Source organism: Clostridium sp. C2-6-12 (genome assembly GCF_009928485.1).
In the GTDB taxonomy this organism is placed as follows: Bacteria; Bacillota; Clostridia; order Clostridiales; family Clostridiaceae; genus Clostridium.
Window position 1 is genome coordinate 1 of the sequence record NZ_JAABNP010000046.1, and the last position, 25284, is coordinate 25284.

At 32.8% G+C, this 25284-nt stretch carries 14 protein-coding genes and 1 pseudogene; 4 read left to right on the forward strand and 11 right to left on the reverse strand.

Annotated elements, in window-relative coordinates; all coding sequences use genetic code 11:
- The 6 genes and pseudogenes from GXK56_RS24570 to GXK56_RS24595 all read right to left on the reverse strand — a co-directional run.
- Window positions 1–637: pseudogene (locus GXK56_RS24570) on the reverse strand (sugar ABC transporter substrate-binding protein); the annotation flags it as partial.
- A 360-nt stretch (window positions 638–997) separates the two neighbouring features.
- The gene (locus GXK56_RS24575) at window positions 998–3319 is read right to left on the reverse strand and encodes a glycoside hydrolase family 95 protein (protein ID WP_160692456.1); all 2322 of its coding nucleotides are present in this window, start codon (window positions 3317–3319) and stop codon (window positions 998–1000) included.
- A gap of 34 nt (window positions 3320–3353) precedes the next feature.
- Window positions 3354–4880, reverse strand: coding sequence for a carboxylesterase family protein (locus tag GXK56_RS24580; protein ID WP_160692458.1), 1527 nt, complete (start codon window positions 4878–4880; stop codon window positions 3354–3356).
- Window positions 4881–4923: 43 nt separating this feature from the next.
- Complete coding sequence (locus tag GXK56_RS24585) at window positions 4924–6006, reverse strand: alpha/beta hydrolase-fold protein (RefSeq protein WP_160692460.1); 1083 nt, start codon at window positions 6004–6006, stop codon at window positions 4924–4926.
- 200 nt (window positions 6007–6206) lie between these two features.
- Window positions 6207–7715, reverse strand: coding sequence for a glycosyl hydrolase (locus tag GXK56_RS24590; protein WP_160692462.1), 1509 nt, complete (start codon window positions 7713–7715; stop codon window positions 6207–6209).
- Window positions 7716–7831: 116 nt separating this feature from the next.
- A complete protein-coding gene (locus GXK56_RS24595) occupies window positions 7832–9646 on the reverse strand; it encodes a family 43 glycosylhydrolase (RefSeq protein ID WP_160692464.1) in 1815 nt (604 codons plus the stop codon).
- A 184-nt stretch (window positions 9647–9830) separates the two neighbouring features.
- Between GXK56_RS24595 and GXK56_RS24600 the strand changes: the two genes are divergently transcribed.
- The gene (locus GXK56_RS24600) at window positions 9831–10610 is read left to right on the forward strand and encodes an AraC family transcriptional regulator (RefSeq protein ID WP_160692466.1); all 780 of its coding nucleotides are present in this window, start codon (window positions 9831–9833) and stop codon (window positions 10608–10610) included.
- 221 nt (window positions 10611–10831) lie between these two features.
- Here GXK56_RS24600 and GXK56_RS24605 read toward each other — a convergent pair whose 3' ends face one another.
- Both GXK56_RS24605 and GXK56_RS24610 read right to left on the reverse strand, forming a co-directional pair.
- Window positions 10832–13711 (reverse strand): glycosyl hydrolase 115 family protein, encoded by a 2880-nt coding sequence (locus GXK56_RS24605; protein ID WP_160692468.1) that lies wholly within the window; start codon window positions 13709–13711, stop codon window positions 10832–10834.
- Window positions 13712–13838: 127 nt separating this feature from the next.
- The gene (locus tag GXK56_RS24610; protein WP_243156254.1) at window positions 13839–15743 is read right to left on the reverse strand and encodes a hypothetical protein; all 1905 of its coding nucleotides are present in this window, start codon (window positions 15741–15743) and stop codon (window positions 13839–13841) included.
- A 153-nt stretch (window positions 15744–15896) separates the two neighbouring features.
- Between GXK56_RS24610 and GXK56_RS24615 the strand changes: the two genes are divergently transcribed.
- From GXK56_RS24615 to GXK56_RS24625, 3 genes are all read left to right on the forward strand, one after another.
- Window positions 15897–16754: an AraC family transcriptional regulator gene (locus tag GXK56_RS24615; RefSeq protein WP_202127941.1), complete on the forward strand. Its 858-nt coding sequence runs from the start codon at window positions 15897–15899 to the stop codon at window positions 16752–16754.
- A 427-nt stretch (window positions 16755–17181) separates the two neighbouring features.
- Window positions 17182–18636 (forward strand): glycoside hydrolase family 43 protein, encoded by a 1455-nt coding sequence (locus tag GXK56_RS24620; RefSeq protein WP_160692469.1) that lies wholly within the window; start codon window positions 17182–17184, stop codon window positions 18634–18636.
- A 294-nt stretch (window positions 18637–18930) separates the two neighbouring features.
- Window positions 18931–20346 (forward strand): family 43 glycosylhydrolase, encoded by a 1416-nt coding sequence (locus tag GXK56_RS24625; RefSeq protein ID WP_160692479.1) that lies wholly within the window; start codon window positions 18931–18933, stop codon window positions 20344–20346.
- A 96-nt stretch (window positions 20347–20442) separates the two neighbouring features.
- Here GXK56_RS24625 and GXK56_RS24630 read toward each other — a convergent pair whose 3' ends face one another.
- The 3 genes from GXK56_RS24630 to uxuA are packed head-to-tail and all read right to left on the reverse strand — an operon-like array spanning window position 20443 to window position 25269.
- The gene (locus GXK56_RS24630; RefSeq protein ID WP_160692470.1) at window positions 20443–22536 is read right to left on the reverse strand and encodes an alpha-glucuronidase family glycosyl hydrolase; all 2094 of its coding nucleotides are present in this window, start codon (window positions 22534–22536) and stop codon (window positions 20443–20445) included.
- A gap of 14 nt (window positions 22537–22550) precedes the next feature.
- Window positions 22551–24170: a mannitol dehydrogenase family protein gene (locus GXK56_RS24635; RefSeq protein WP_279283328.1), complete on the reverse strand. Its 1620-nt coding sequence runs from the start codon at window positions 24168–24170 to the stop codon at window positions 22551–22553.
- A 34-nt stretch (window positions 24171–24204) separates the two neighbouring features.
- Window positions 24205–25269 carry a mannonate dehydratase gene (gene uxuA, locus GXK56_RS24640; RefSeq protein ID WP_160692471.1) on the reverse strand — a complete coding sequence of 355 codons (1065 nt, stop codon included), beginning with the start codon at window positions 25267–25269 and terminating at the stop codon, window positions 24205–24207.
- Window positions 25270–25284: the final 15 nt, after the last annotated feature.

Genomic DNA, 25284 nt, shown 5'->3' on the forward strand with positions numbered 1-25284 from the left:
ATCCTATAGTTGGTTGTCCATCTATTGTTGGATTTGCTGCTTTATATTTTTCAATTAAATCAAAATATTGATCTAAAGTTTGAATTTTAGGGAAATTAGCCCATTCTAAAACTGCTTTTTGAATCCAGAATGCTTCTCCACCATGCTTTGTATCTGTTACTTTATCCATAACAGTTGAAAATTGAGGTATATAATAGATATGTCCATCTTCTTTTGTTAATTTCTTTCTATCAGTATCTGATAAAAACTTTGAAAGATTTGGATATTTATCTATTTTATCTTCTAACGGAATAAGTGCACCCGCATCTAATAATAATTGAGTTCCATCTCCACCCTCTATAAAGTCTGGATATTCACCTCCGGCTACCATTACACCTATTCTTTCTTTAGGTGTTTGTCCAGTAAGCCATTGTTCTTTTATTGTAGCTCCTATCTTTTTAGCTATTGCCTTTTTCACTCTGTTATCATCTGGAATTTCAGTTCCTGCTGTCGCAAAGAACGCTGTAAATTCTTTAATTTTTCCATCCCCTGAACTAGTGCTTGCTTCCTTAGTTTTACTTCCTCCACACCCTGCAAGAAGACTTAAGGACATAACTCCTGTTAGGAGTACAGAAAAAATTAATTTGGATTTTCTCATTAACGTTCCCCCCTATTTCTCATTTTTATAAATCTGTACGCATCTTATTGTTGCGTTACAATCTGTAAACGTTTCCGCCTACATCATAAATTTACCACTAAGAACTTTTTAAAACAACCTAACAAACTATATAAAAAATATAAATAATTATATATTTCATACATAATTAACCATTAAAAATGAATCTACACTGTTAACTTAACTTTCTTACTAAATATTTATGAAAAAAATTTATTCTCAGAGTAATTCTATGAATGAAAAAAACAAGTTAATATGACAATTCTTGCATACTAGACTTGTTTTTTGTTTTATATATAAATATAAAATTTTTTTAATATTTTAGTAAAATTACATTTAGCTTTATGTCGTAATTTTGAATCTTTCGCCAATAGTAGTTTTAAATTCAAATATTGAGTTACCTTCGCAATAACCAACTACAAAATCACCTTTTTCATTAAAAACCTTTAATGAGATAGTTGAAAATATTTTACAGTCCGCTCCAGCTTTTGAAGTTATAATGGCTTCAGTTAATATATTATTTTCCCATTTTATATCTACTTCAAAACCACCTTTAGCACAAAGTCCTCTTACTTCACCTTTATGCCAAGCCATAGGTAGTGCTGGAAGTATATTGATTTCTCCAGTATGACTTTGCAATAACATTTCAGCTATAGCTGCAGTACCCCCAAAATTCCCATCAATTTGAAAAGGTGGATGATTATCAAATAAATTGGGTAATGTAGATTTGCTTAAAAGTGCCTTAATATTTTCATAAGCTAAATCTCCCTCCTCTAATCTTGCCCACATATTAATTATCCAAGCTCTACTCCAACCTGTATGTCCGCCTCCATATGAAAGTCTTCTTTTTAGTGTTGTTTTAGCTGCTTTTGCAAGCTCTGGTGTCTTTCTCATTGTTATCTGATTTGATGGATAAAGAGCAAAAAGATGTGATATATGCCTGTGCCCCGGCTCAACTTCCTCATAATCCTCAGCCCACTCTTGGATCTGACCATATTTACCTATTGATGGTTTAGGAAGCTTATCCAACATCTTATCTAATTTTTGTGCAAATTCTCTGTCAATTTTTAATATATCAGAAGCTTTTATGCAAGCACTAAATAAGTCATTTATTATTTGACTATCCATGGAAGGAGCCATACATAGGTTTCCTCTTTGTCCATTGGATAATATATACGTATTTTCTGGCGATACTGATGGACAAGTAACTAACCTTCCTTGAGAATCTTTTATAAGGAAATCCACAAAAAATTGTGATGCTTCCTTAATAGTTTCATATGCTTCTTTTAAGAACTCTTTATCTAAAGTAAATTGATAATGTTCCCATATGTGTAAGCAAAGCCAAGCTGCACCCATAGGCCATTGTGTAGCAGGCATATATAAATCCTGTGGTGCTGTATCTCCCCATATATCAGTATTATGATGTGCTACAAATCCCCCACATCCATACATTTTTTCAGCCGTAATTCTACCGTTCTCTCTCATTCTATCTATTTGTTTAAATAATGGAATATGGCATTCCGTCAAATTGCATACTTCAGTAGGCCAATAATTCATTTCAGTATTTATATTTATAGTGAATTTGCTATCCCAAGCAGGTAACATATCTTTATTCCATATGCCTTGAAGATTAGCTGGTAATTCACAATTTCTACTTGAACTAAGTAAAAGATAGCGTCCAAATTGAAAATATAAGCAAACAAGTCCTAAATCTTCTTTTCCTTCTTGTACCCTACTTAATCTTTCATCTGTATATAATGAATCCAAATTTTCAAAATCATCATCATATAATTTTATACTCATACGATTAAAATAACTTTGATATTCCTTTATATGATCATTACGCAGCTCAGCATAGCTTTTTTGCAAAGCACTTTCTATTGTTTTTATACACCATTCTTCTGGATTTTCTTCCTTAAAATCAGTTGTTGCAGTTAAAAACAAGGTAACATGGTTAGCTTCTTCAACTATTAATTTATCTCCTAAAGTTTTGATGTTCCCTTCCTGCACTACTGCTTTCAATGCTACGCTAAATGATATTCCACCTTTACCTCCTGTTACCCCTCCCATTATTATGGTATCATTTCCTATGGTCTCTATTTTATCGTAATATTTTCCCCTATCCATCCTTCCCATAAATGTAATATTTTTAGACTTATCGCATTTTAAATCTATTACCATTACTTTATCAGGACAGCTAGTAAAAATTTCTCTTGTATAAACGGAATCTCCAATACTATATTTAATATTAACAATTGCATTTTCAACATCTAAATTTCTTTCATAATCTTTAACTTCGCAATTATCAACTTTAAAGTCAATAAATAAATCACCTAAGGTTTCGTAATGTCTTTGTCCTTCCGGAGTTCCTGAAAGTGTTAACATGGCTAACTCTTCTGCTGCTTCAATATTTCCACTAAATAAATATTGCCTAATAAGATTTAAATTTTCAAATGCATTAGAATTATTTCTATCCCTTTTACCTCCATACCAAACAGATTCTTCATTAAGCTGGATTTGTTCAGTTTTGACTCCGCCAAAAACCATACCACCTAAGCTACCATTTCCTATGGGAAGTGCCTTGTTCCATTCCTCTTCTACAAAGCCTCCATTGTTCCATTCCTTCATTTGTGCAGGTTTATTGTACTTAAGTTTCATGTCCATAGAAATTCCTCCTTGAAAATATTCTATGTTATTATCATTTTCTACCTTTTTTAAAATATTCCTTTACCAAAAACTTCATTAAATCACTTGGCTGTTCCTTCAAAAATTCAGGCTTATCTTTAAATACCATTCCGTATGGAGCATCAGGAGTATACGTTTCCCAATACGGCATTTCCTCTCCAGTTGAATCTTTACCGTTTGGATCTCCAACACTTATAAAATTAGCCCAATAATTACACATTTGACGTGCAAGATCATAATGCTTTCCTACAAATGGTCTCCAACACTTAGCTAGTGTCTCAAAAAAGAACCATAAATCTACAGAATGAAAGGTGCCCGGATTATCCCATCCTGGTATTTCTGCATCAAAATTATAATAATACAAAGGCATATTAGCATTTGTATCAGCATTTGCCTGTCCAATAATTCGAATCGCATATTCAAGACTACTTACTGATGCTTTTTTTCTTATTTCATCTATATTCTCTGCTTCAGATTTAAAGAATTCAAGATATTCATCTGCATCTTCTCCAAACATCTTAATAGCCATTTTCCTAAATTCATTAACATTTTCAACCATTGGAATATTAAAAAATTCAGATGAAGTTTGCCCCAAAAGTACCGGTACCATTAAACGCTTATTTTCTATAAAAAGCTTAAATACATCTCCTACACAAAACAAATCATCTTGCACAGTTCCCCAAAACTTCTTATATTCAAGTGATTTATCACGTATATATTCAGCATCAAGCTGACGAGCTTCTGCAAGTGATGAAACTCCAAGAAAGTCAAAGAATTTTGCCCCCTCCTTTTCAGCCTCCGCTAAATTATGCTTTTCTATAGGCATTAGATTTCCTTCGTAAAGCATTGTAATAACTCCACTCTCTATAATAGCTTTCTGACAAAATCCGTCGTTTTGAGGTGAAGTAAGTTGACTTAATACACTTCCTCCTCCTGCTGATTGTCCTCCTATGGTAATATTATTGGGGTCACCACCAAATGCTGCAATATTACGCTTAACCCATTGTGTACCATATTGTTGATCTAGATTTCCAAAATTTGCAGGTGCTTCTGGAGCTTCTGCTGTTATTTCCGGATGACATAAAAATCCAAAAACATTCAACCGATAGTTTACAGTTACAACAACAACACCTCTACGAGCTATACGCTCACCATCAAACTCCATCTCTGCTGTATTTCCAAACTGAAGTGCCCCTCCAAAGTACCATACAAACACTGGCAGTTTTTCATTTTCACTACATGCTGGAGTCCACACATTTAGATAAAGACAATCCTCATCCATAGGAATATCTGGATCTACATTCCATTCTCTAGTATATATATTTTTCTCATCTATTACAGTCTTTGCTTGCATTGATATTGGTGCAAACTCAAATGCTTTTAGAACTCCATTCCAATCCTTTGCAGGTTGAGGTGCACGCCAACGATTTTCACCTATTGGCGGCGCAGCAAATGGAATACCTTTAAAACTTGTTATACGTGGATCAGCAGCTGGTAAACCTTTAACAATTCCATTTTCAACTTTTACTTCTCTTAACATACTCAATTACTTCCCTTCATTTATTAACTTAACATACCAATCATTAATATGAGTCGAGCATCATACTTACAACATATGGATTCAAATGTTCCTCATTTTTTTCAAAAGCTAAACGTGCAAAATTATATGCTCCATTATTCCATACATTAAAATCATGAATTCCATCTTTTATAGCTACCTGAAAATAATTAACTAAATTATCTCCTGCATTTTCTACAATCCCATTAGTAGCTTTTGCATAGCCACCACTGCTTGCTATTTGATCCGCATCACCACATGTAATGTAAAGTAACCGTACTCTATGATCACATGCTTTTATACTAGTCCCTAGAACATCTCCATCACTTGATGTAGGTGCATTTGAAAAAGCTCCTATGTAAGCAAACAAATCTTCCATACCTGGAGCTAAAACAGTCTTATCAAGTCCGTTATCCCATATTCCCTTTGTTCCTGTATATAATTGTGAATCACATCTATGGCCACCAACAATCAAATTTAGAGCCTGCATCCCTCCCATTGATAAGCCAGCAATAGCTCTATGCATCCTACTATATTGAATACCTTTAGATGATGTATCTTTTATATCTGCATAGACATTATATTTTGATTCTATAAATGGAATGAGGTCATACCTTAGCTCATAATCAAAATAATAAAATCCAAGCATATTAGTTCCATCTGCATTAAATGAATTATCTGTCCAATCATGTGCACTTCTTCCATCTGGAAATACTATTATCAATGGGTTAATATCTCCCTTTGCAATAAGATTATCAAATATATTACATATAATAAAATTGTCATCAATAGTCCCATTTCCTCCTAACCATTCATGACGATTTCCTCCAACTCCATGAAGGAGATATAACACATTATACTTTTTATTCTTGTCATCTTCTTTGTATCCAGCTGGCAAATATACATTGCATTTCTTCTCAATAGAAATTCCTTCAACTACTTCTCTTCCTGCTTCTCTAGAACTTATATTTTGATTGGTTACAAATTCACGCGATTGATTAATATAGTTTTGAACACTATATGAAACTTCATTAATAGTTCCTTGAAGTTCTTTATCAACTGCCTTTTTATATTCATCTGGCACAGAAGTTATCTTAATATTATTCATATTTTATCATTCTTCCCTTCTCTTAATTATATATAAACATACAATTATTCCATACACTTGATCCAAATGGTTATATAATTTATTACACAAAATAATATATACTAATAACAAAATATATTTTTTGTGTATACTACAATAATGTAACGCTAACAGTTAACCTGCCAGCGTTACATTACTATAAATTTTTATGCCTAAAGTAATTATTCCATCCCATAGAATTCTTCTTTATTAAATCCAAGATAAGTATCTGTCTTATCACTTACTGGGAATATTTCCAACATACATAGATGATTGCATGGAATCTTTACTTCTACTTTATAGCTTCCATCCTCTTCAAATAGCTTATAATCACTTTGAAGCGGTTCTGCAGATGCCTGTAATATAGCTAATTGCTCCTTGTTTAAGCTACGTGGCTTTCCAAGATTACTCCAAGTCTGCATTGGATTTGCATGTGCTCCTCCAACTTCTTTTTTAACTAAAATTGCTTGTTTACTTATTGATGGCAGCGTTAAAGCGTATGATTCATCAGGAGATTTTTTATTATCCCTCATATCATGGTAGTTCCATCCAATAATCACATATCTACCATCATTTTTTGTAACAATTAAATTATCGTCACGATAAAGAAGCTCCCCACAAGCTTTAGAAAAAAACTCAAAAGTATAAAATGTTGGTTTCTTTATTGAGTTCATTGAAACTAAACCGAATCCCCCATGAAATACCGATTTAGGAACATCTGCTTCTTCAAACACATCACTGAACGTCCAATATGAATATGAATCTGCATATTCTCCAGCTTCACTTAAAATACGAGCTATATATGCAGCACTAAAATCTGTATCATGTACTGGACACAATGGAACATATGAGCTGTTGAATTCTGTTATATGCAATGGCATATTAGCAATACGTGGATAATCCGCCATGATATTCCTTGTCTCTTTTAGCTCTTCAATCATATAAGTTGGTTCGTTCATTGTGTGATATATATAATGACCTCGGTTAGTTGGTTCATTAGCAGTGTAGCAATGACGAGTTATAAAATCTAATGGCGAATCCTTCTCAATACAGTGTTCAAAAAATGCTCTCAACCACTTTTCAGTTTCCACTCCACAAATTGCTGGTCCTCCAACTTGTATTCTAGAATCTACTTTTTTAACAGCCTCAGCAGAATAATCATAAAGCTTGAAATATTCTTCCATAGTACCTGCCCAAAATATGATATTAGGCTCATTCCATACTTCAATTGGCCATGTGACTACTTCTTCCCTACCATATCTCTCTATTAAATGATTTAATGTTGCAGTGATAAGCTCTGCCCACTTTTCATAAGATACTGGAGGTGTAGTATTTCCCTTCCAATAAAACACTGTCTTTTCTCCTGTTTTTAGTTTTTCAGGCATAAATCCAAGTTCTAGAAATGGTCTAATCCCATTTTCAATGTAAGTATCCATAATTCTGTCTAAATAGGTAAAGTTGTAGAATGGATATGTTTTCCCGTCCATTTCACATTCACGATATATTCCTACATCATCGCAAAATAATCCATGACCTCTTATATATTGAAACTTTATAGACTTTTGAACTAATTTTAGATGATCAATATACTCTTTTTGAAGCGCTAGCCCCATTCTACCAGTACCAACACAATATGATACGTTGTTCTTAAACGGTCTGCCCGAAGCAGGCACATTAATCTCCTTTAACACATTAAATCCTCCTTTAATAATATATATACAAAAATTCTCTTTATAATTTTCTAAATTAAACATTCTAGAATAGTTTTCCATAAAAAATATAAGTTAACATAAAATTTTCAAATAATTTACTTTAAAATAATATGCATAAAAACATTTTCCAATTGTTTATTTAAATCCTTATCTTCTGTTAAATCCAAAACTGGATAACCGTCAATATCAAAATGAACTCGGCGAATACCAGACGATCTAGGTCCATCAACTCCTGGCCTAGCATGATATGCATTCCATACAGCGCCATCGTCATCTATAACGTAAGAATTATGCCCTGGACCATATTCTCCTTCTACGCTACGTGAAGTAAGTAATGGGTAATTAGTCTTTGTCCAACTCGAAGGATTTAATAAATCAGCCTCTTTCTGTGCACATAATAATCCTACAACATAAGTAGCATCTACCAAAGCACTAGCAAAGGTTAAAAATATCTTTCCATCCCTTATCAAAGCAAATGGTCCTTCATCTACAAATACATTGTTATTTGCCCAACCATATTCTGGCTTAGAAATAACCACAGGATCACTTATTAGTTTCCATGGCTCATTTGGATTTATTTTAGCAATATATAACCATGCACCTAGATCATCAGGTAAAAATTGGCGCTGTGACCATGAAACATAATGTACTCCACCAACTTCAAAAGTTGTCATATCAAGAGAAATAGTCTTTCCAGCTTCACATAAATAAGTGCCATCTTTCTTTAATACACGATGAGGTCTGGACCAATCTGCTGCTATCATTGGATTTCCGCCTTTTTGCAATTTCATAACATGTGACTCTTCATAAAAAAATTCTCCTGATGTAGCTCCATGGAAGATATATAGTTCTCCTTCAATTATGTGAAACTCTGGTGCCCACAAAAGCCCCTTAATATCTTCATAAGTACTAGAATCAAGTATCAATTCTTCCTTCGCATTTATCAAATCTGGAATTGCATCTGCTTCCCTCATGTATAAGGTATGATTTCCGTCTGCATCATTTGTAGCAATAAAATAATACTTCCCATTCCATTTTGCTATACATGGATCTGCACGGTTAATAGCAACAGGAAATTCATAATGATCTTGATGTACTTTACCTTCTATTCTATAAGTTCCTGGTTTATTCCAATCTATATCTGCCGTATTCCAATCTATATTTTTCATAGCTGTTGTTCCATCGCTATAAACAGCAGTAGCTTTCACATCTTTTAATTCTTTTTCTGATGTAATACAAACACTTTCAGGTATTTTTATTTCCACATTAGTAGGAACAGTAAGCTTTAAAACAAGACGCTCAGCTATCTCCTCAGATATGCTTATAACATTCCTTGGCACTATGCCATCTATTTCCGTTTTAACAGTTTCTATGGCAAAAGCCTCTATTTTTTCAGGAAGCGAAGCACTATCAATATTTCTTATATCAGCAATAGAATTTTTATAGTAGTTTCCACTTTCGTCACTCCAACAAATTATATAAACTTTTTCATTCTCATCATACTTACACATAACATCGCTTATATAAGTATTTTCTTTTAGATCAATTAAGCCAATTTCCTCATACTGCAAAAGGTCTTCAGAAGTAAATATAAGAACTTTACCTTTGCTTTGCTCATCATTTTTACCCTCTGCCTCAGTACGAACAGCAATTACACCAAAAGTACCATCCGCTAAATAAAAAATGTATGGATTTTTCAGACTCTTTGCATTAAGAGACCCATTATCATTTTCTGTTGCCTTAGCAAATAAAACACCAGAATTATGATTTAATTCTTTAAAATTCACTTTATCTTCACTATAGGCAATATGCATACTATATGCTAGTTTTTCTGAATAAATTAATTTTTCCTGTGGTGTTCTTGTATAACAAAGTACATAGCTTGAACCTTTTTTCACTTTAGATATCATAATATATTTCTTCCTCCTTAATTGATAATTCAAACTAAAAATAAACAATATGTATTCTGTATATTAATAAAAATTCATATCATTTTCACTGTAGTATCAATAAAAATTATAAATTATTGACCTGTCCGAAACAATGATATATACTAATCTATAATTGATATATCCAAAGATTAGGAGTGTTACCATGACAAATATTTTTTATGTAGGATGCGATGCTACTCATACAAATGATTTTATTTTTGATATCCCTCAAGGCCATGATTGCTGGCTTTTAATTCTCACTCAAACTCCTGCTCTTTTTTGGGTTAACGACGAACTCAAAGAATACCCATCTCACACAGCAGTATTATATGAGCCACATCAAAAAATATATTATCGCGCTTGTACTGATAAATACATAAATGATTGGATACGTTTTGATTCTACTGAATCTTATGTGAATGATACAACACTTCCACGTGGCATTCCTTTTTCTTTAGATAATCCTGAATATTGTCACAAACTATTTCAATTGTTGGTTACTGAAAATTCATTTAACAAGGATTATAAAGAATCGTCAATTGACTATTTATTACGAACTCTATTCAATAAACTTTTAGAATCTTGCTCACACACTAACATTACTCCGCAGTATTATAATCTTTTAGAGCTTCGTGCAGCGGTTCACAATAATCCTGGCAATAATTGGACTGTTCATACAATGGCAGATAGTCTTCATTTAAGCCAAGGCTATCTGCAGACAATCTACAAAAATACCTTTGGGATATCTTGCATGGATGACGTAATAGATAATCGAATCAAACTTGCTAAGGAATATCTGATTCATTGTACTCATACGATTACTGAAATAGCAGCTTTATGCGGATATAATAATGTGGAGCACTTCTGTAGACAGTTCAAACAAGTTACAGGACATACTCCAAGAAAATTCCGAAATTATGCTGCCAATTCATCTTCTGGGTAGCAAATGTTCTGTGCCTTAATAAATTAAATAATGCTAAGCTACACTAGAACCCCAAGCTTGCATTTTTTCCAATTTAAGGTTAAACTATGCTAATTTCCGCAAAAATAAGATCTGTAGGAAACTATTCTTACAGATCTTACCCATACATATTCAAATTAATTTTAATGGCTAAATATAAGACTATACATTAAATATGCAATTTCAATTCACTTTTCCTTATATTATTTGCAAAAAAAGCTTTCCGTCGGACCAAGATATGATTCTGGCAGTTTTATCCCTTCTGAATATATTACTATTCTTTCAAGACTTATATTAGGACTGACACTATAAAATCTCAGAACATTAACACCTTTTTTGCATTTAAACTTTTTCTTATAAATCTTAATGTTATTATGAGCTTCCTGAGCCCACTGACTGCTAAGGAAATATGATCTACTGGTATCCCTCACAGTATTATCTATATTTATAACTCCTTCATTAATTTGAGTCCCAATATACATATTTTGTTCATCATTAACTGGTGTGGATGGAGCCATATAAAATTCAACATCATATGTACCATCTTTATTGGCCACAAACTTATATTCAAGCCATGGGCGCTCTTCTTCCTCCATAAAATCAACAGTGCTCGGATATACTTTCATAGCCACTCCTGTACGCCCATATGGAGATAACTTCACAAAATCTGCTCCACCAGCAGCACCTTTTGCCGCGTAATGGTCTGCTTCCATAGCTATATACCCATCATACTCAAGAAAAGTCATTGGTCCATATGATGATAAATCAGGATTATCAGCTTCAACAATTATTATAACTTGAGCATCGTCAGTGCCTTCTACATAGAATATCCCTTCTTCTTTTCCTTTCAGTTTTGATCTATCAACAGAAACCTTAACTTTATCTTTTACAGATGTTTCTCCTGAATCTTTTGAGAAATTTAGCCATGGGCATTCTGTTTTTATACGATATTGAATTGGCCCATTGCTTCCACATGCAATTTCTAGTTGAATACTATCTACATCAGGACGCAAGAAATCATCAAATTTCATTCTGTTTCCAATCCAATGTTTACCTATGTTATACTCTTCAGAATCTGACTTTGCCACGATTATCCTTGGATGATTTGCTGGCTCTGCATAGATTCTAAGTGGATATTTATTATCGTCTTCACACCAACGTGTAAACCCAAAATGTTCAGATAATCCAAACCCATAAAATTTATTGTTGTCTAGTGCATGCAATTCTTCTGTTATAACTCTGTCATAAGCAATACATTTACTAATCTTATCCGCAAGAATATTGGCTTCCATTCGATTCTGTCTTGCATATAATTCATTTCTAGATGCCAAAATCCAAGTTTTCATCAAATTAGCTGTGCCCACTGCTGTATAAAAAATCAGTTCATAAAATCCTGGATAAACATATTCTGGACACTTCTCTTTAAGCTCATTGCAACGATTTATTATCCAATTAGATTCATTTAACAAATTCTCCGCTTCTCCAAAATGTACTGGATGATACACTTTATCATTCATTATCTCATGCTTTCTACATTCACACATATGAGTATACTTTTCTATAATTAATGCAATATCATCTAAATCCTTTTGCTCAAATGCACCTTTAAACTGCTGTTCTACCCATTTTTTTGTAAAATCAACTGTGTTATTGGGATGTGCTGATCCCATAGCTTCAATATCATAAGCTAAATTCAAGAAATACGATATTCCAAATTCCTGTGTTCCTACGTCCCCAACGTTAACAACCCATATTTCTCTTACGCCATAATCATATGCCATAGACATCTGTTCCCATACCTTAGGAATATATGTCGATCCAACCCATTGATAAGAATGAGCTCCTCCATGCATATCCATATGATAATACATCCCATATCCGCCCTTGTGATCAAGCATCTTCTCAGTTGGCAGTGTTCTAGTATATCCATGGTTGTTATCACTGAGCATAAGGGTAACACCATCAAGTTCAGGATCTCCAATAAGTCCTTTAGTGTTCTCATTACCATAAAAAAATTCTTCCACCTCAGTGAATAAAACTATTTGTCTTGGCACCTGATCAAGATCTGTATTAACATTTTCCTTTATAAGTCTATTCTGAACCTGTAGTACATCTCTTACCAGTTGGATATTTTCTTCAAGTGTTGCATTCTGCATGATAGCAGTATCATTCTCACCACGCATTCCCATGGTTATTACATTTTCAAAGTTTTTGTTTCTTTTAAGGCCATCCTCCCAAAACTTTATGATTCCTTCTCTATTGGAGCGAAAATCCCACGCATCTCCATAAATAGACTCCTTACCTCGTACCTTTCCATATTCCTCTCCACTTCTCATACAAGGTTCATGATGTGAAGTACTCATTACGATTCCTAGCTCATCAGCTAACTCCGCGCTTTTTAGTCCAGGTCCATCCAAATTGAAATCTGATGCCCACATGGCTGGCCATAGATAATTCCCTTTATGTCTTAAAATCAATTCAAACACATGCTCATAACATTTTGCATTGATACCTCCAAAATTCTTTTTAGCCCAGTTACCAAATGCTGGCCATTCATCATTAATAAAAATTCCTCGGTACTTAACAGATGGCTCTTTTGATATCACTTTACAGCTATTATCTAATATAATTTCAGTTTTTTTAGCAGGATTTATACCACTCCAATCTACTAGTGGAGATATCCCAATCAGTTCTGATAAATGAAATAGGCCATAAATAGTACCACGCTTATCACTTCCTCCTATTATCAATGCACATTCTACATTAGGCAATGGTGATTCCACTAGCTGAAATAAATAAACCTCTCTTTTTGCTTCTATTACTGATAAATCTATAAGCTTTTTATTGTTTAGCTCATCCAGAATAGGACTATGTCCTATTGTTCCATAAATCACAGTGTACCTTGCTAATCTTTCCCTATCATCGATTATATCAGGATATACATCTATAACTCGTTCTATATCTCTTCGTACTTTATCTGCAATCTTGTTAACACCCGAAAATGCTTCCTCTTCCTTATAAAATATGATGTTACTCTTGGTATCTAATTTGTTTGCTGCACTCTTTCCTAATACAAATTTCATTTGGTCTCCTCCTAGTATCTTAGATAAGTATAAATTTTTATTACCTCATAAAACATTAATTTTTCTTAACACCTATCCCAATAATCACCTGCCAAGCCATCTATAATAGATCCACTTGCCCATGGCATCAAACAAAACCACGTACTAGCAATAGACCCATCGCTATATTTTGAGATAACAACCCTTGAGAATGACAAAACCTTTCAGACATCCAACCTTTTTTTCCATGATCGAATTCCTTATCATATGTATTATATGTTTGACACCCCCAAGCAATGGTATCTAGCATACGATCTCTTACATATTTATCTTCAGAATTCTCTATAAAATATAACAATTCATCTACAATATTACTTGACATTGAGTGAATATGTGGATTAGCAATAGATGTTACACTCCCCCCACAGCTTGACCAACCAATTCTGCTAAGTGGTGGAACTTTAATTGGAGAATTATAACAAAATTTAAAGGAAAACTCATAACATATTGCATCTTTCATATGCTGCAAATAAATTTTCTCGCCTGTTAATGCATGTAAAAATCTTATGGCTTTTATGTATGCTAAAATCCCCTCAGAATCAGTAGCTTTATCTGTATCAAGCGGTCCACCATAGCATTCCATAAGCTTAATATATGTCTCATAATAATGTCTTTCGCTTTTTTGCAGACTATCTAAGTGTGATTTATCACCAGTAAGATAGCTATAATATGCCAAAGCAGCCATGCACCATGCACCACTAAATGCATCATATTCAATGCCTGCACCTGTTTTCTCTGATAAGATAAACGGATATTCATTATCAGTGTTCTTTGTTTTCTCAATCTTCATTAAAATCAATTTTGCAAATGTTAACCAATCCACATGAGGGCAGTTTTTAAGTTTTATTTCATAGTCGTAAGCCTTCAATATATAAAATAGTGACTGACCTATCAAATATGAACTATGGCCTGGTGTATGCATACCATCGAACCACCATCCGTTATTACTCCATTTCCCATTATCATATGCTCCATAAGGCAATCCTGTAGAAGGATTAAGTGAATGTTCCACAATGTTTGTTATGCAGGATATTGCCTGCTGACGCATAGATTCATTTCCAAGTCGTAGTGCTGCCATCAACATAGGTGTTGCTACTGACAATCCATTGGTCCAAGTTATAGATATGATTTTATTGTATCTGTATCCTCCACTAATTCCATCCTCAAAAACCTGACCTGAATAACTAAGATCTTCTGGAAGCCATGCATCCTCATACACAGCCTCTGCTAAATCAGTAACTGTTGTCCTTACATCACTTGCTTTTCTTGGATTTTGGTGATAGTTATAATAAACTTCTTCAATTACAGCATTGATATCCAATTCAGTTTCCGCATCGAATTCATATAGCTCAAAGATTAATTCAACAGTTTCTCCAGCTTCTAATTCAAAACAATTATCACATAATGGCGATCTCTCCCTAACATCATGTGATTTAACAAACATCAATGGAGCATTTTCATAACCAAGGGTATATCCTACAGTTCCTTTAGATAATGAACATGTATATCCAGCATATTGATAAAATGTACCTTCTGTTTCAGGCTTCCATTGTTGTTTTATTCCATTATTTCTTATAAAATATGGACTCGCAGAAAATCCGTATATTTTTCCAGTATCATATACTAGAGCAACTGGATGGGATAACCGGTCACTTCTTACCATCCACCAAGGTGATGAAGGTCGACTCATCTCTTCTCTTAGCCTTGGGAATTCATTTGGAACATTCTGGGGACACTCTCCACGGTTTCTACCATACATAAATGCTGGCAAAAAATATCGCGGATTTTTCTTATTAAATGGCAGTTCCACATGAATTACTCCTGACCAAGTTATTTTATTTTTGTTTTCAAGCTGTACTTTAGCCTGAAAGGGATTTTGGGGACTTCCATTTCCACCTGACATTTCTATATATGCACTTAATCCATGCTCATTCAATGGAAGATAATCCGTATTATCCTGTTCTTTACTTCTTGCTGTCATTATAAATTTCATAAAAATCAAACACTCCAATCTAACCAATAGTTTTATTATGCATAAAACTTGCTATATACTTGTATTATGTCATCTGTCCGTGATATAATCTTTGCAAGACATGCCAATTTTATTGCGTGAAATGATCTTTTTCTTTATTAAGGAGATTATATTGTGAATAATAAATCAAACTGTTTTTTTCAACCAATCAATGCCGATGTAATTTGCTATCACCCTGCAACCGAAAAAGAATGCACAGATCAATATTTTCCATATCATCGACATGATGCATATGAAATATATCTTTTTATTTCCGGCAATACCAATATGTATCTGGAACATTCATGCTATCACTTAAAACGTGGTGATCTACTTGTTATTAATCCAAGTGAAATGCATCGTTCTGTTTGTCTTAATGACCAGCTTTATGAAAGAATAGGAATAAATCTTAAAAAGTCTGTTTTGGATAGGTTGTCCAGTGGGCAAACTAATCTACTTAGTTGCTTTCATTCTCACCCTTTAGGTCAAAAGAATCTTATTCATCTTTCGGAAGAACAGATGAATAATTTTATAAGGCTCGCTGATAATCTATGTCAAGTGCTTAACTCCAACCAATATGGAGATGATATTCTAGTTAATTCCTATTTATCACAAGTATTAGTTTTGATAAACACACTATATAAAAATTCTAATCACACAGCAGATAATATCATGCCTAAATTAGTTCATAATACAATGACTTACATCGAGGAACATCTTACTGAAGAAATAAGTTTAGAACAATTATCAAAATTTTTTTATCTTAATGGCACTTATATAAGCCGTCAATTTAAAAAACATACTGGACTTTCTATCCGTTCCTATATTTTAGCTCAAAGGATTTCTCTTGCAAAAGTTTTGCTAAACGAAGGGAAAAATGTATCTGAATCATGTTATCTGTCAGGATTTTATGATTATGCTAATTTCATTCGTAGTTTTACCAAATTAGTTGGTATATCTCCAGGTCAGTACAAAAAACTGCATGATGTATAATATATTCTAATTACCTAGATTTTGTACAAATATAAAAATTATATTTGCATATAATTACCTGTTACTATTATCTATACAGTTATCATTAGTAAAAGTAAAATTATTCATTGGATAATACCTGCCTTTCTTAATTTTTCTGTGTAAAGAAAATTATACTTCGAGACTAGGTATTATCCTTTATTTAATTTGGAAAAACTATACTATGGAGAATACTATAAGTTTCGTTTGTGCTAAACTTCGATAATTATTTTTGGTTCATTTTTATATATGATTAATATTTTTTCATGTATTTACTATAATTTATATGGTTGAGCATGAATACGATTAAGGTTACTATAATTTTACTTATTAATTTTATTAAATTTATACTTTCTCTACAGATAAAATAATAAGAAATCTAGTAACATATATGGAAAGGAATTATTTTATGGAAAATCTATTTAAAAATATCAAACTTACAAAAGGATATAAAAGTTTAGAGCATAACAATCCTATATTACTTCAAAGATTTGGAGCTGACCCTTATGCTATGGAATATGATGGAAGGATTTATGTCTATACAACAAATGATGTATTTGAGTATGACAGTGATGGAAATTTAATAGAAAATAGTTATAAAATCATTCAAAATTTGAATTGTATTTCTTCTGATGACTTGGTAAACTGGACAGATCATGGAACGGTTCAAGTAGCAGGACCAAACGGAGCTTCATCATGGGCAAAAAATTCATGGGCTCCTGCAGCTGCACATAAGACTATTAACGGAAAAGAAAAATTCTTCTTATATTATGCAAATAACGCAAGTACTATTGGCGTTTTAACAAGCGATAGTCCAGCTGGTCCATGGGTTGATCCATTAGGTAAACCTTTAATTACAAAAGAAACAGAGAACTGTTCAAATGTTGAATGGCTTTTCGATCCAGCTGTTCTTGTAGATGATGACGGAAAGGCATATTTATACTTTGGAGGTGGAGTACCAGAAGGCAAGGAAGCCATGCCAAACACTGCAAGGGCAGTTGAATTGGGCGAAGATATGATTAGCATTGTAGGAATTCCAGTAACTATTGAAGCTCCATATCTTTTTGAAGATTCAGGTATCAATAAAATCGGTGATACTTATTATTATAGTTATTGTTCAAATTGGTCAAGCCGTGATAATGCAGTAGGTGAATATGTACCAAAAATTGCAGAAATTATTATTATGACTAGTAAAAATCCTCTTGGTCCTTGGACATATAATGGATCTATATTAGAGAATCCAGGAACCTTTTTTGAAGCTTGGAGTAATAACCACCACTCTATGATTAAATTTAAAGAAAAGTGGTATATGTTCTATCATTCTCTTTTATTATGTAATGATATGTCACTTCCAGCTACTGGGTACCGTACAACTAATGTTGAAGAAGTTGAAGTTTTAGCTGACGGAACTATTAAGCCAATTACAGGAACACGTACTGGTGTTAAACAAGTAAAAAACTTAAATCCATTTATTCTAAATGAAGCAGAAACATTTGCTTGGATGGGTGGTATAACTACAAAAGTAACTGAAGAAGAAAGTTTAATATATGGCAAAAATAATCTTGTAGTTAATGTGATGGAAACAGGTAATTGGATAGGATTATCTAATGTTGATTTTGGTTCAACAGGTGCGAATTCTTTTACAGCTAATGTATCAAGTAAGACAAGTGGAAATGCTATTAAAATCTGTTTAGATAGTCAAGATGGAGAAACAATTGGCTATTTAGAAGTACCAAACACAGGTAGTAATGATGAGTATAAGAATGTGACAGTAGAGATTAAGAATGTACAAGGTGTACATAATTTATTCTTTGTTTTTGCTGGAGAAGACTTCCAATTTGATTGTTGGAAATTTGACAAATAGTTTTGTTTATAAGTTAGGCTTTATTAGACCAAATTGTTAATATACAAACTAAAACCAGATAGTTAAGTGTGGCTATCTGGTTTCGTCTTTCAATACAAAATAATTAGTGTTATCTATATAGTTTATATAATTCTTCAGTATTAGAATATATCAATTATATCTTAGTATATATCATTGTTTCAACCAGTTAACCATCTTATAATTTTATTATAAGAACATTGAGAATTAAATAATATTCTATAAATAAATTCTCATTATAACAGAGTCCCTATAAAAGGAGTGAAAGTAATGAAAATGAAAAAACAAGGACTAAATCCCTATCTTCCATCGTGGGAGTATATCCCTGATGGTGAGCCCCATGTTTTTAATGATAGAGTCTATGTTTATGGCTCTCATGACCGATTTAACGGTCATGTATTTTGTTTAAATGATTATGTATGCTATTCAGCACCAATTGAAAATCTTGCTGACTGGCGTTATGAAGGTGTGATTTACAAAAAATCAGATGATCCTCTTAATCCTGACAACAGAATGTGCCTTTATGCCCCTGATGTAACAGTTGGACCCGATGGAAGATATTATTTGTACTATGCACTTGATAAAGTTTCACTTATATCAGTTGCAGTTTGTGATACCCCTGCAGGTAAATATGAATTCTATGGCTATGTGCATCATTCTGACGGAACACGTTTGGGTGAAAGAGAGGGTGACCCATATCAATTTGATCCTGGAGTACTTACCGAAGGAAATACTACTTATCTTTATACTGGTTTTTGTGCCTATGGCGATAAATCACGAAAAGGAGCTACTGTAACAGTCATTGGCCCTGATATGCTAACTATTGTGGAAGAACCAATATTGGTAGTACCTAGTCAGCCATACAGTAACGGCAGTGGATTTGAAGGTCATGAGTTTTTTGAAGCTTCTTCTATAAGGAAAAAAGGTGATACATATTACTTTATATATTCCTCAATTGTTATGCATGAACTTTGTTATGCTACCAGTAAAAATCCAACAAAAGGTTTCGAATATCAAGGAGTTATTGTAAGTAATAATGATATTAATATTGATTCTTACAAGCCAGCAGAAAAACCTATGAATTATTGCACTAATAATCATGGCAGCATTGCTGAAATCAATGGCAAATGGTATATTTTTTATCACAGACATACTAATGGGTCTTGGTTCAGCCGTCAGGGTTGTATTGAACAAATTGAATTTTTAGATGATGGTACCATTCCTCAAGTAGAAATGACATCTTGCGGTTCAAATGGTGGACCTCTTGTAGGCTTAGGCGAGTATGAAGCATATATAGCTTGCAACCTTTTCCTTGATGAAGAATCACTAAAGAAAAACTTCACTGGAACGTGGATAATTGATCCATTTCCTAAGATAACCCAAGATGGAAAAGACGGCGATGAAGAAATCGGCTATATTGCTAATATGAAAGATTCTGCTACAGCAGGATTTAAATATTTTGATTGTAAGGGAATTAAAATAGTTAAAATTAAGGTACGTGGATATTGTAATGGTGCCTTTGAAGTAAAAACATCTTGGAACGGTCCAGCACTTGGAAATATACCTGTTGATTTTACTAACATCTGGACAGAATATTCTGCTGATATAGAAATTCCAGATGGAATTCAAGCATTATATTTTACATATACAGGTGATGGAATTGCAAGTCTGGCTTCATTCACATTAGAATAGACTTTCTCTAAGATTAACTAGTTTTGAAATTTCGCTAATCCAAAAATTTTAAATGCCTCTAAAGACTTTTATTCAAAATCTTTAGAGGCATTTACTTTAATATATTTTTCTTTTCTTTTCGTCTTCAATTCCTGACATTCTATAAAAATAAGTATTTACTTGATCTCTCCAATCTCTAGCACTATCTAATTGTACGTTAAGGCGATCAAGTACATGTTCATATACATTTTCATCTATACTTCCTTTTAGTTCTGTCCATTTATGAACAAATCCTTCTACTGCTTCAAAACCTTCAAAATGTGTATCATAAATATGTTGAATTACTGTTTTACCTGATTTTAATACATGTGTATAAGGAACATGGTGGAAAAATAATAGTAATTCATCTGGACAAGTTTCTACATTGTTATATTGACTTTTAAGAGGTTCATTATATTGTCCTGAATATCCTGTACCACTTTCTACAGTACGGTCAATTCCAATTCCTCTGCAATCTGCTCTATTATATGTTCCCCAAGGAGAAAACTCATATCCATCTACATCTGGTCCATAGTGATTGCCAGTAGATACCATCCAGCCTATACCAAGTGGTGAAGTATAATTTTCATATGCTTTCCAAGAATTCATTAATATTTCCATTACATTTTTCATAACTGTTTGGTTATTTCCAAAAGTAAGGTTAATCCATTCCTCTGCAACTTCTTCACTTGTAATTTCACTATTCCAAGCAAGTCTTCCATATCCATAAAGATTTACTTGCGCCAAGAAATGTCCTGTCCAATTTTCATCATTACCTACATTAACTATTGCATCTATTCCACTTACTCTTTTAGCTACATTGCTTTCACTATTACCATTTGCATAAGTTTCAGTGTTTAAAATTTCCTTCCACATAGGAATTAAATAGCATACATGTTTTTGTTGCCCTGTATATTCTTGAGTTATTTGAAGCTCCAACAATTTATTTGTGTTATCCATTGCTCCAAATAATGGTGATATTGGTTCTCTAACTTGGAAGTCTAATGGACCATTTTTAATTTGTAGGTATACATTATCTAAAAATTGTCCATCTAGTGGTTTGAAACAATCATAAGCTGCTTTAGCTCTATCTATTGAATGGTCTCTCCAATCTTGTTTACAGTTATATACAAAGCATCTCCATATTAGTAGGCCTCCATATGGTGCTAGTACTTCTCCAAGCATGTTTGCTCCATCAGCATGATTACGTCCATAAGTAAATGGACCTGGTCTTCCTTCTGAATCTGCCTTTACCATAAAACCACCTAGGTTTGGAACTACGCTATACATATATTCAACTTTTTTCTTCCACCATTCTTTTACTTTTTCATCTAATGGATCTGAAGTATCTAAATCCTTTAAGGTAATTGGAGCTGCAAAATTTATGCTCAAATAAGTTTTAATTCCCCATTTATTAAATATATCATTAATAGTTTTTACAATATTAATTTTGCTATCCATTAAATGAGTTTCTGCTTCATGAACATTAGTATTGTTTATTATTGCTCCATTGATTCCGACAGAAGAAAGCATTCTTGCATAGTCATTAATTCTTTCTAAGTCAGATGCTACTTCATAGTCATCACCAAATGCTTTTCTTAATGCACTATTAGTTGCTGTTATACCTCCTATAACATCCATAACTTCCTTCATAATATCTTTGTTACGGCAACTTTCAAATAGTACAGATGCCCCTGCAAATCCACGCTCAATTGTTCCATCAAGATTATCCCAATGATTTATCATTCTAATCTCTTTCTTTGGATTATCAATAATTTCTATTCCTTCAATTAGTTTGTTTTGTTCAAATAAACGTAATAATCCAAATACTCCATAAAGGATACCACTATCATTTTTAGCTGAAATAATTATACAATCATTATTTTCATCATGTTTTATTTCATATCCATCATTAATTAGTCTATCATCATTTATCTTCACTAACTTTATATATTTAGAATCATTAATATCTTTTTCACTTTCATAAACAACTTGAGCTTCTTTAATGCTTCCAATTTGTTCAAATGCTCTTTTTAGTTCTGATAATGCAGATTCTATAATTTCACTTTTGTGTGAAATTAAAATACTTTTAAGGTATTCTTTATATTTACTATTTTCAATATTACTATGACTTAACCAACTAGAGTATAATTTACCTTTTTTATTTATCATATTTCCTCCCAATATTAATTACTTAAATATTTTTTTAGTGTAGCTCTTACTGAACCCTTAGCTTCTAACATTTCTACAAAATAATTTTCTACTAATTCACCTAATTCAACTTCATATAAATTTACTCCAAAAATCTTTTCATTTGAAAGAATTGGATTTAACTGCATATGGAATGGACCTTTTTGTCCTAATTCAATTCCTTGAATATTCTCCTTAAGCATAGACAACATTGGATCTGAACTTATTTCGAATTTTTCTCCATTATCATCAATTCCTAATAAGTATCTACACCAACCAGCTATAACTAAAGGAATAAATTTCAAATCAGTTACCTTTAATTCTGGATTATTTGCATATGCCTTAATTGTTTCTCCAAAGCGAATAGACATTTTTTGTGAAGTATCTGTAGCTATACGTTGTGGAGTGTCTGGCATAAATGGATTTGGTATTCTATTATTTAATACCTCATCTATAAACTCCTTTGGATTTATAATCTCTGGATTTACAACTACAGGAAGCCCTTCCTTATATCCTACCTTTTCTACTAATGCTTTTAATTCAGGATCTTCCATTTCTTTATAAATTTCAGTATAGGATAGCAAACATCCAAATACTGCTAGAGCTGTATGTAACGGATTAAGGCATGTGCATACCTTCATTTTTTCTACACGATCAACTGTGTCTCTATCTGTAAATTTAACACCTGCATCTTCAAGTGATGGTCTTCCATTAGGAAAAGCATCCTCAATTACTAAATATTCTGCTTCCTCTGCATTTGTAAAGGATGCAACATAAGTATTTCTATTTGTTATTATAGGCTCTACATCTGAAAAGCCACTTTTTATAAGCATATTTTTAACACCATCATCTGGTCTTGGTGTAATTTTATCAATCATGCTCCATGGAAAAGAAACACTATTTTTATCCTTAATGTATTCTAAAAAGCCACTATCTACACTTTTATTATCTGTCCACTTTTCAGCAAAAGTACTAACTGCATTATATAATTTTGTTCCATTATGAGAGCAGTTATCCATACTAACTAATGCTATTGGTTTTTTCCCACTTAAATATCTTTCATAACATAAAGCTGTTAACTTTCCAATATAACTTTTAGGCTTATAAGGACCATTGTTAAAGTCCTCTACTACCATTGGAGTATATTCTCCATCCTTATCAACAAGGCTATATCCTTTTTCGGTAATGGTAAAACTAACCATTTGCAGTGAAGGATTAATAAAAATTTCTTTTAATCTTTCAAAGTCTTTTACATTATCACTATCTACAGTCAAAGATTCAACTATACTTCCAATAACAGTTTTTTCAATTGTTCCATTTGCTTTCAAAATAACCATTAAGCTTAAATCATCATGGGGTTTATTAATTCTTTCAATGATTTCATAATCATAGCCTTCCGCTACTATAATTCCTTTATTAGTTTTTCCTTCGTTTAAAAGAGTTTGCTGCAAAGCAGCTGGAAATGATCTAAATATATTTCCAGCCCCAAAATGAATCCACACAGGATTTTTCATAGTTTCTTTTGTTACTATTTCTCTATCAAACTTTGGAAGCACAAAATTTTCTTTTTCCCATTCTTCCTTTAGTAAAATTCCTTCATTATTCAACTTCAACATTTATTCACCTGCTTTTTCAATTTAAATATATATCCTATGACTGTTTTTGTAGGCTTTCCCAAATTCCATTTAAATAGGTAACTCCAAGAGCTCTATCATAAAGTCCATATCCTGGCATTGCAACTTCACCCCAAATTGCTCTTCCATGATCTGGTCTTGCAATCCCCTTAAATCCTATTTCATAAAAAGCTTTCATTATCTCATACATATCTAGAGAACCATCTGAAGATAAATGAGCTGCTTCGTCAAATTTACCTGGTCCAAGGTGTTTAATATTTCTAATGTGTGCAAAATGAATCTTTCCTTTTAAAGCTCTTATTATATCAGGAATATCGTTATTTACATTTGAACCTAAAGATCCAGTACATAAGGTAACTCCATTACATGGGCTATCTACCATATTCACTAATTTCAGTAAATTTTCTTTACATGTCATAATTCTTGGCAATCCAAATACTGGCCATGCTGGATCATCTGGATGAATTGCCATTTTAATATTGTATTTTTCACAAGTTGGCATTATTGCTTCTAGGAAATATTTTAAATTGTCAAATAATTTATCATTATCCACATCTTTATATAATTCAAATAATTCTTTTATCCTAGCCATACGCTCTGGTTCCCAGCCTGGTAGCACAAAACCATTAGATTTTGAATCCATTGAAGATAATAAATTTTCAGGATTTATTTGATCTACAAGTTCTTGATCATATGATAAAACTGTTGATCCATCAGGTCTTACTTTAGCTAAATCTGATCTTGTCCAATCGAATACTGGCATGAAATTATAGCAAACAACGTCTATGCCTTCTTGTCCAAGTCTTTCTAAAGTAGTAATATAATTAGCAATATACTTATCTCTATCTGGTGTTCCTATCTTTATTGAATCATGTATATTAACACTTTCTATACCTGCAACTCTAAGACCGGCTGCTTCAACTTCTGCCTTCATAGCCTTAATTCTTTCTAATGGCCATACTTCTCCAGGCATTGTGTCATATAAGGTTGTAACAACACCTGTTACCCCCGGAATTTGTCTAATTTGTTCCAGTGTTACTGAATCTGCTTCTTTTCCAAACCATCTTAATGTCATTTCCATAATATTTCCTCTTTT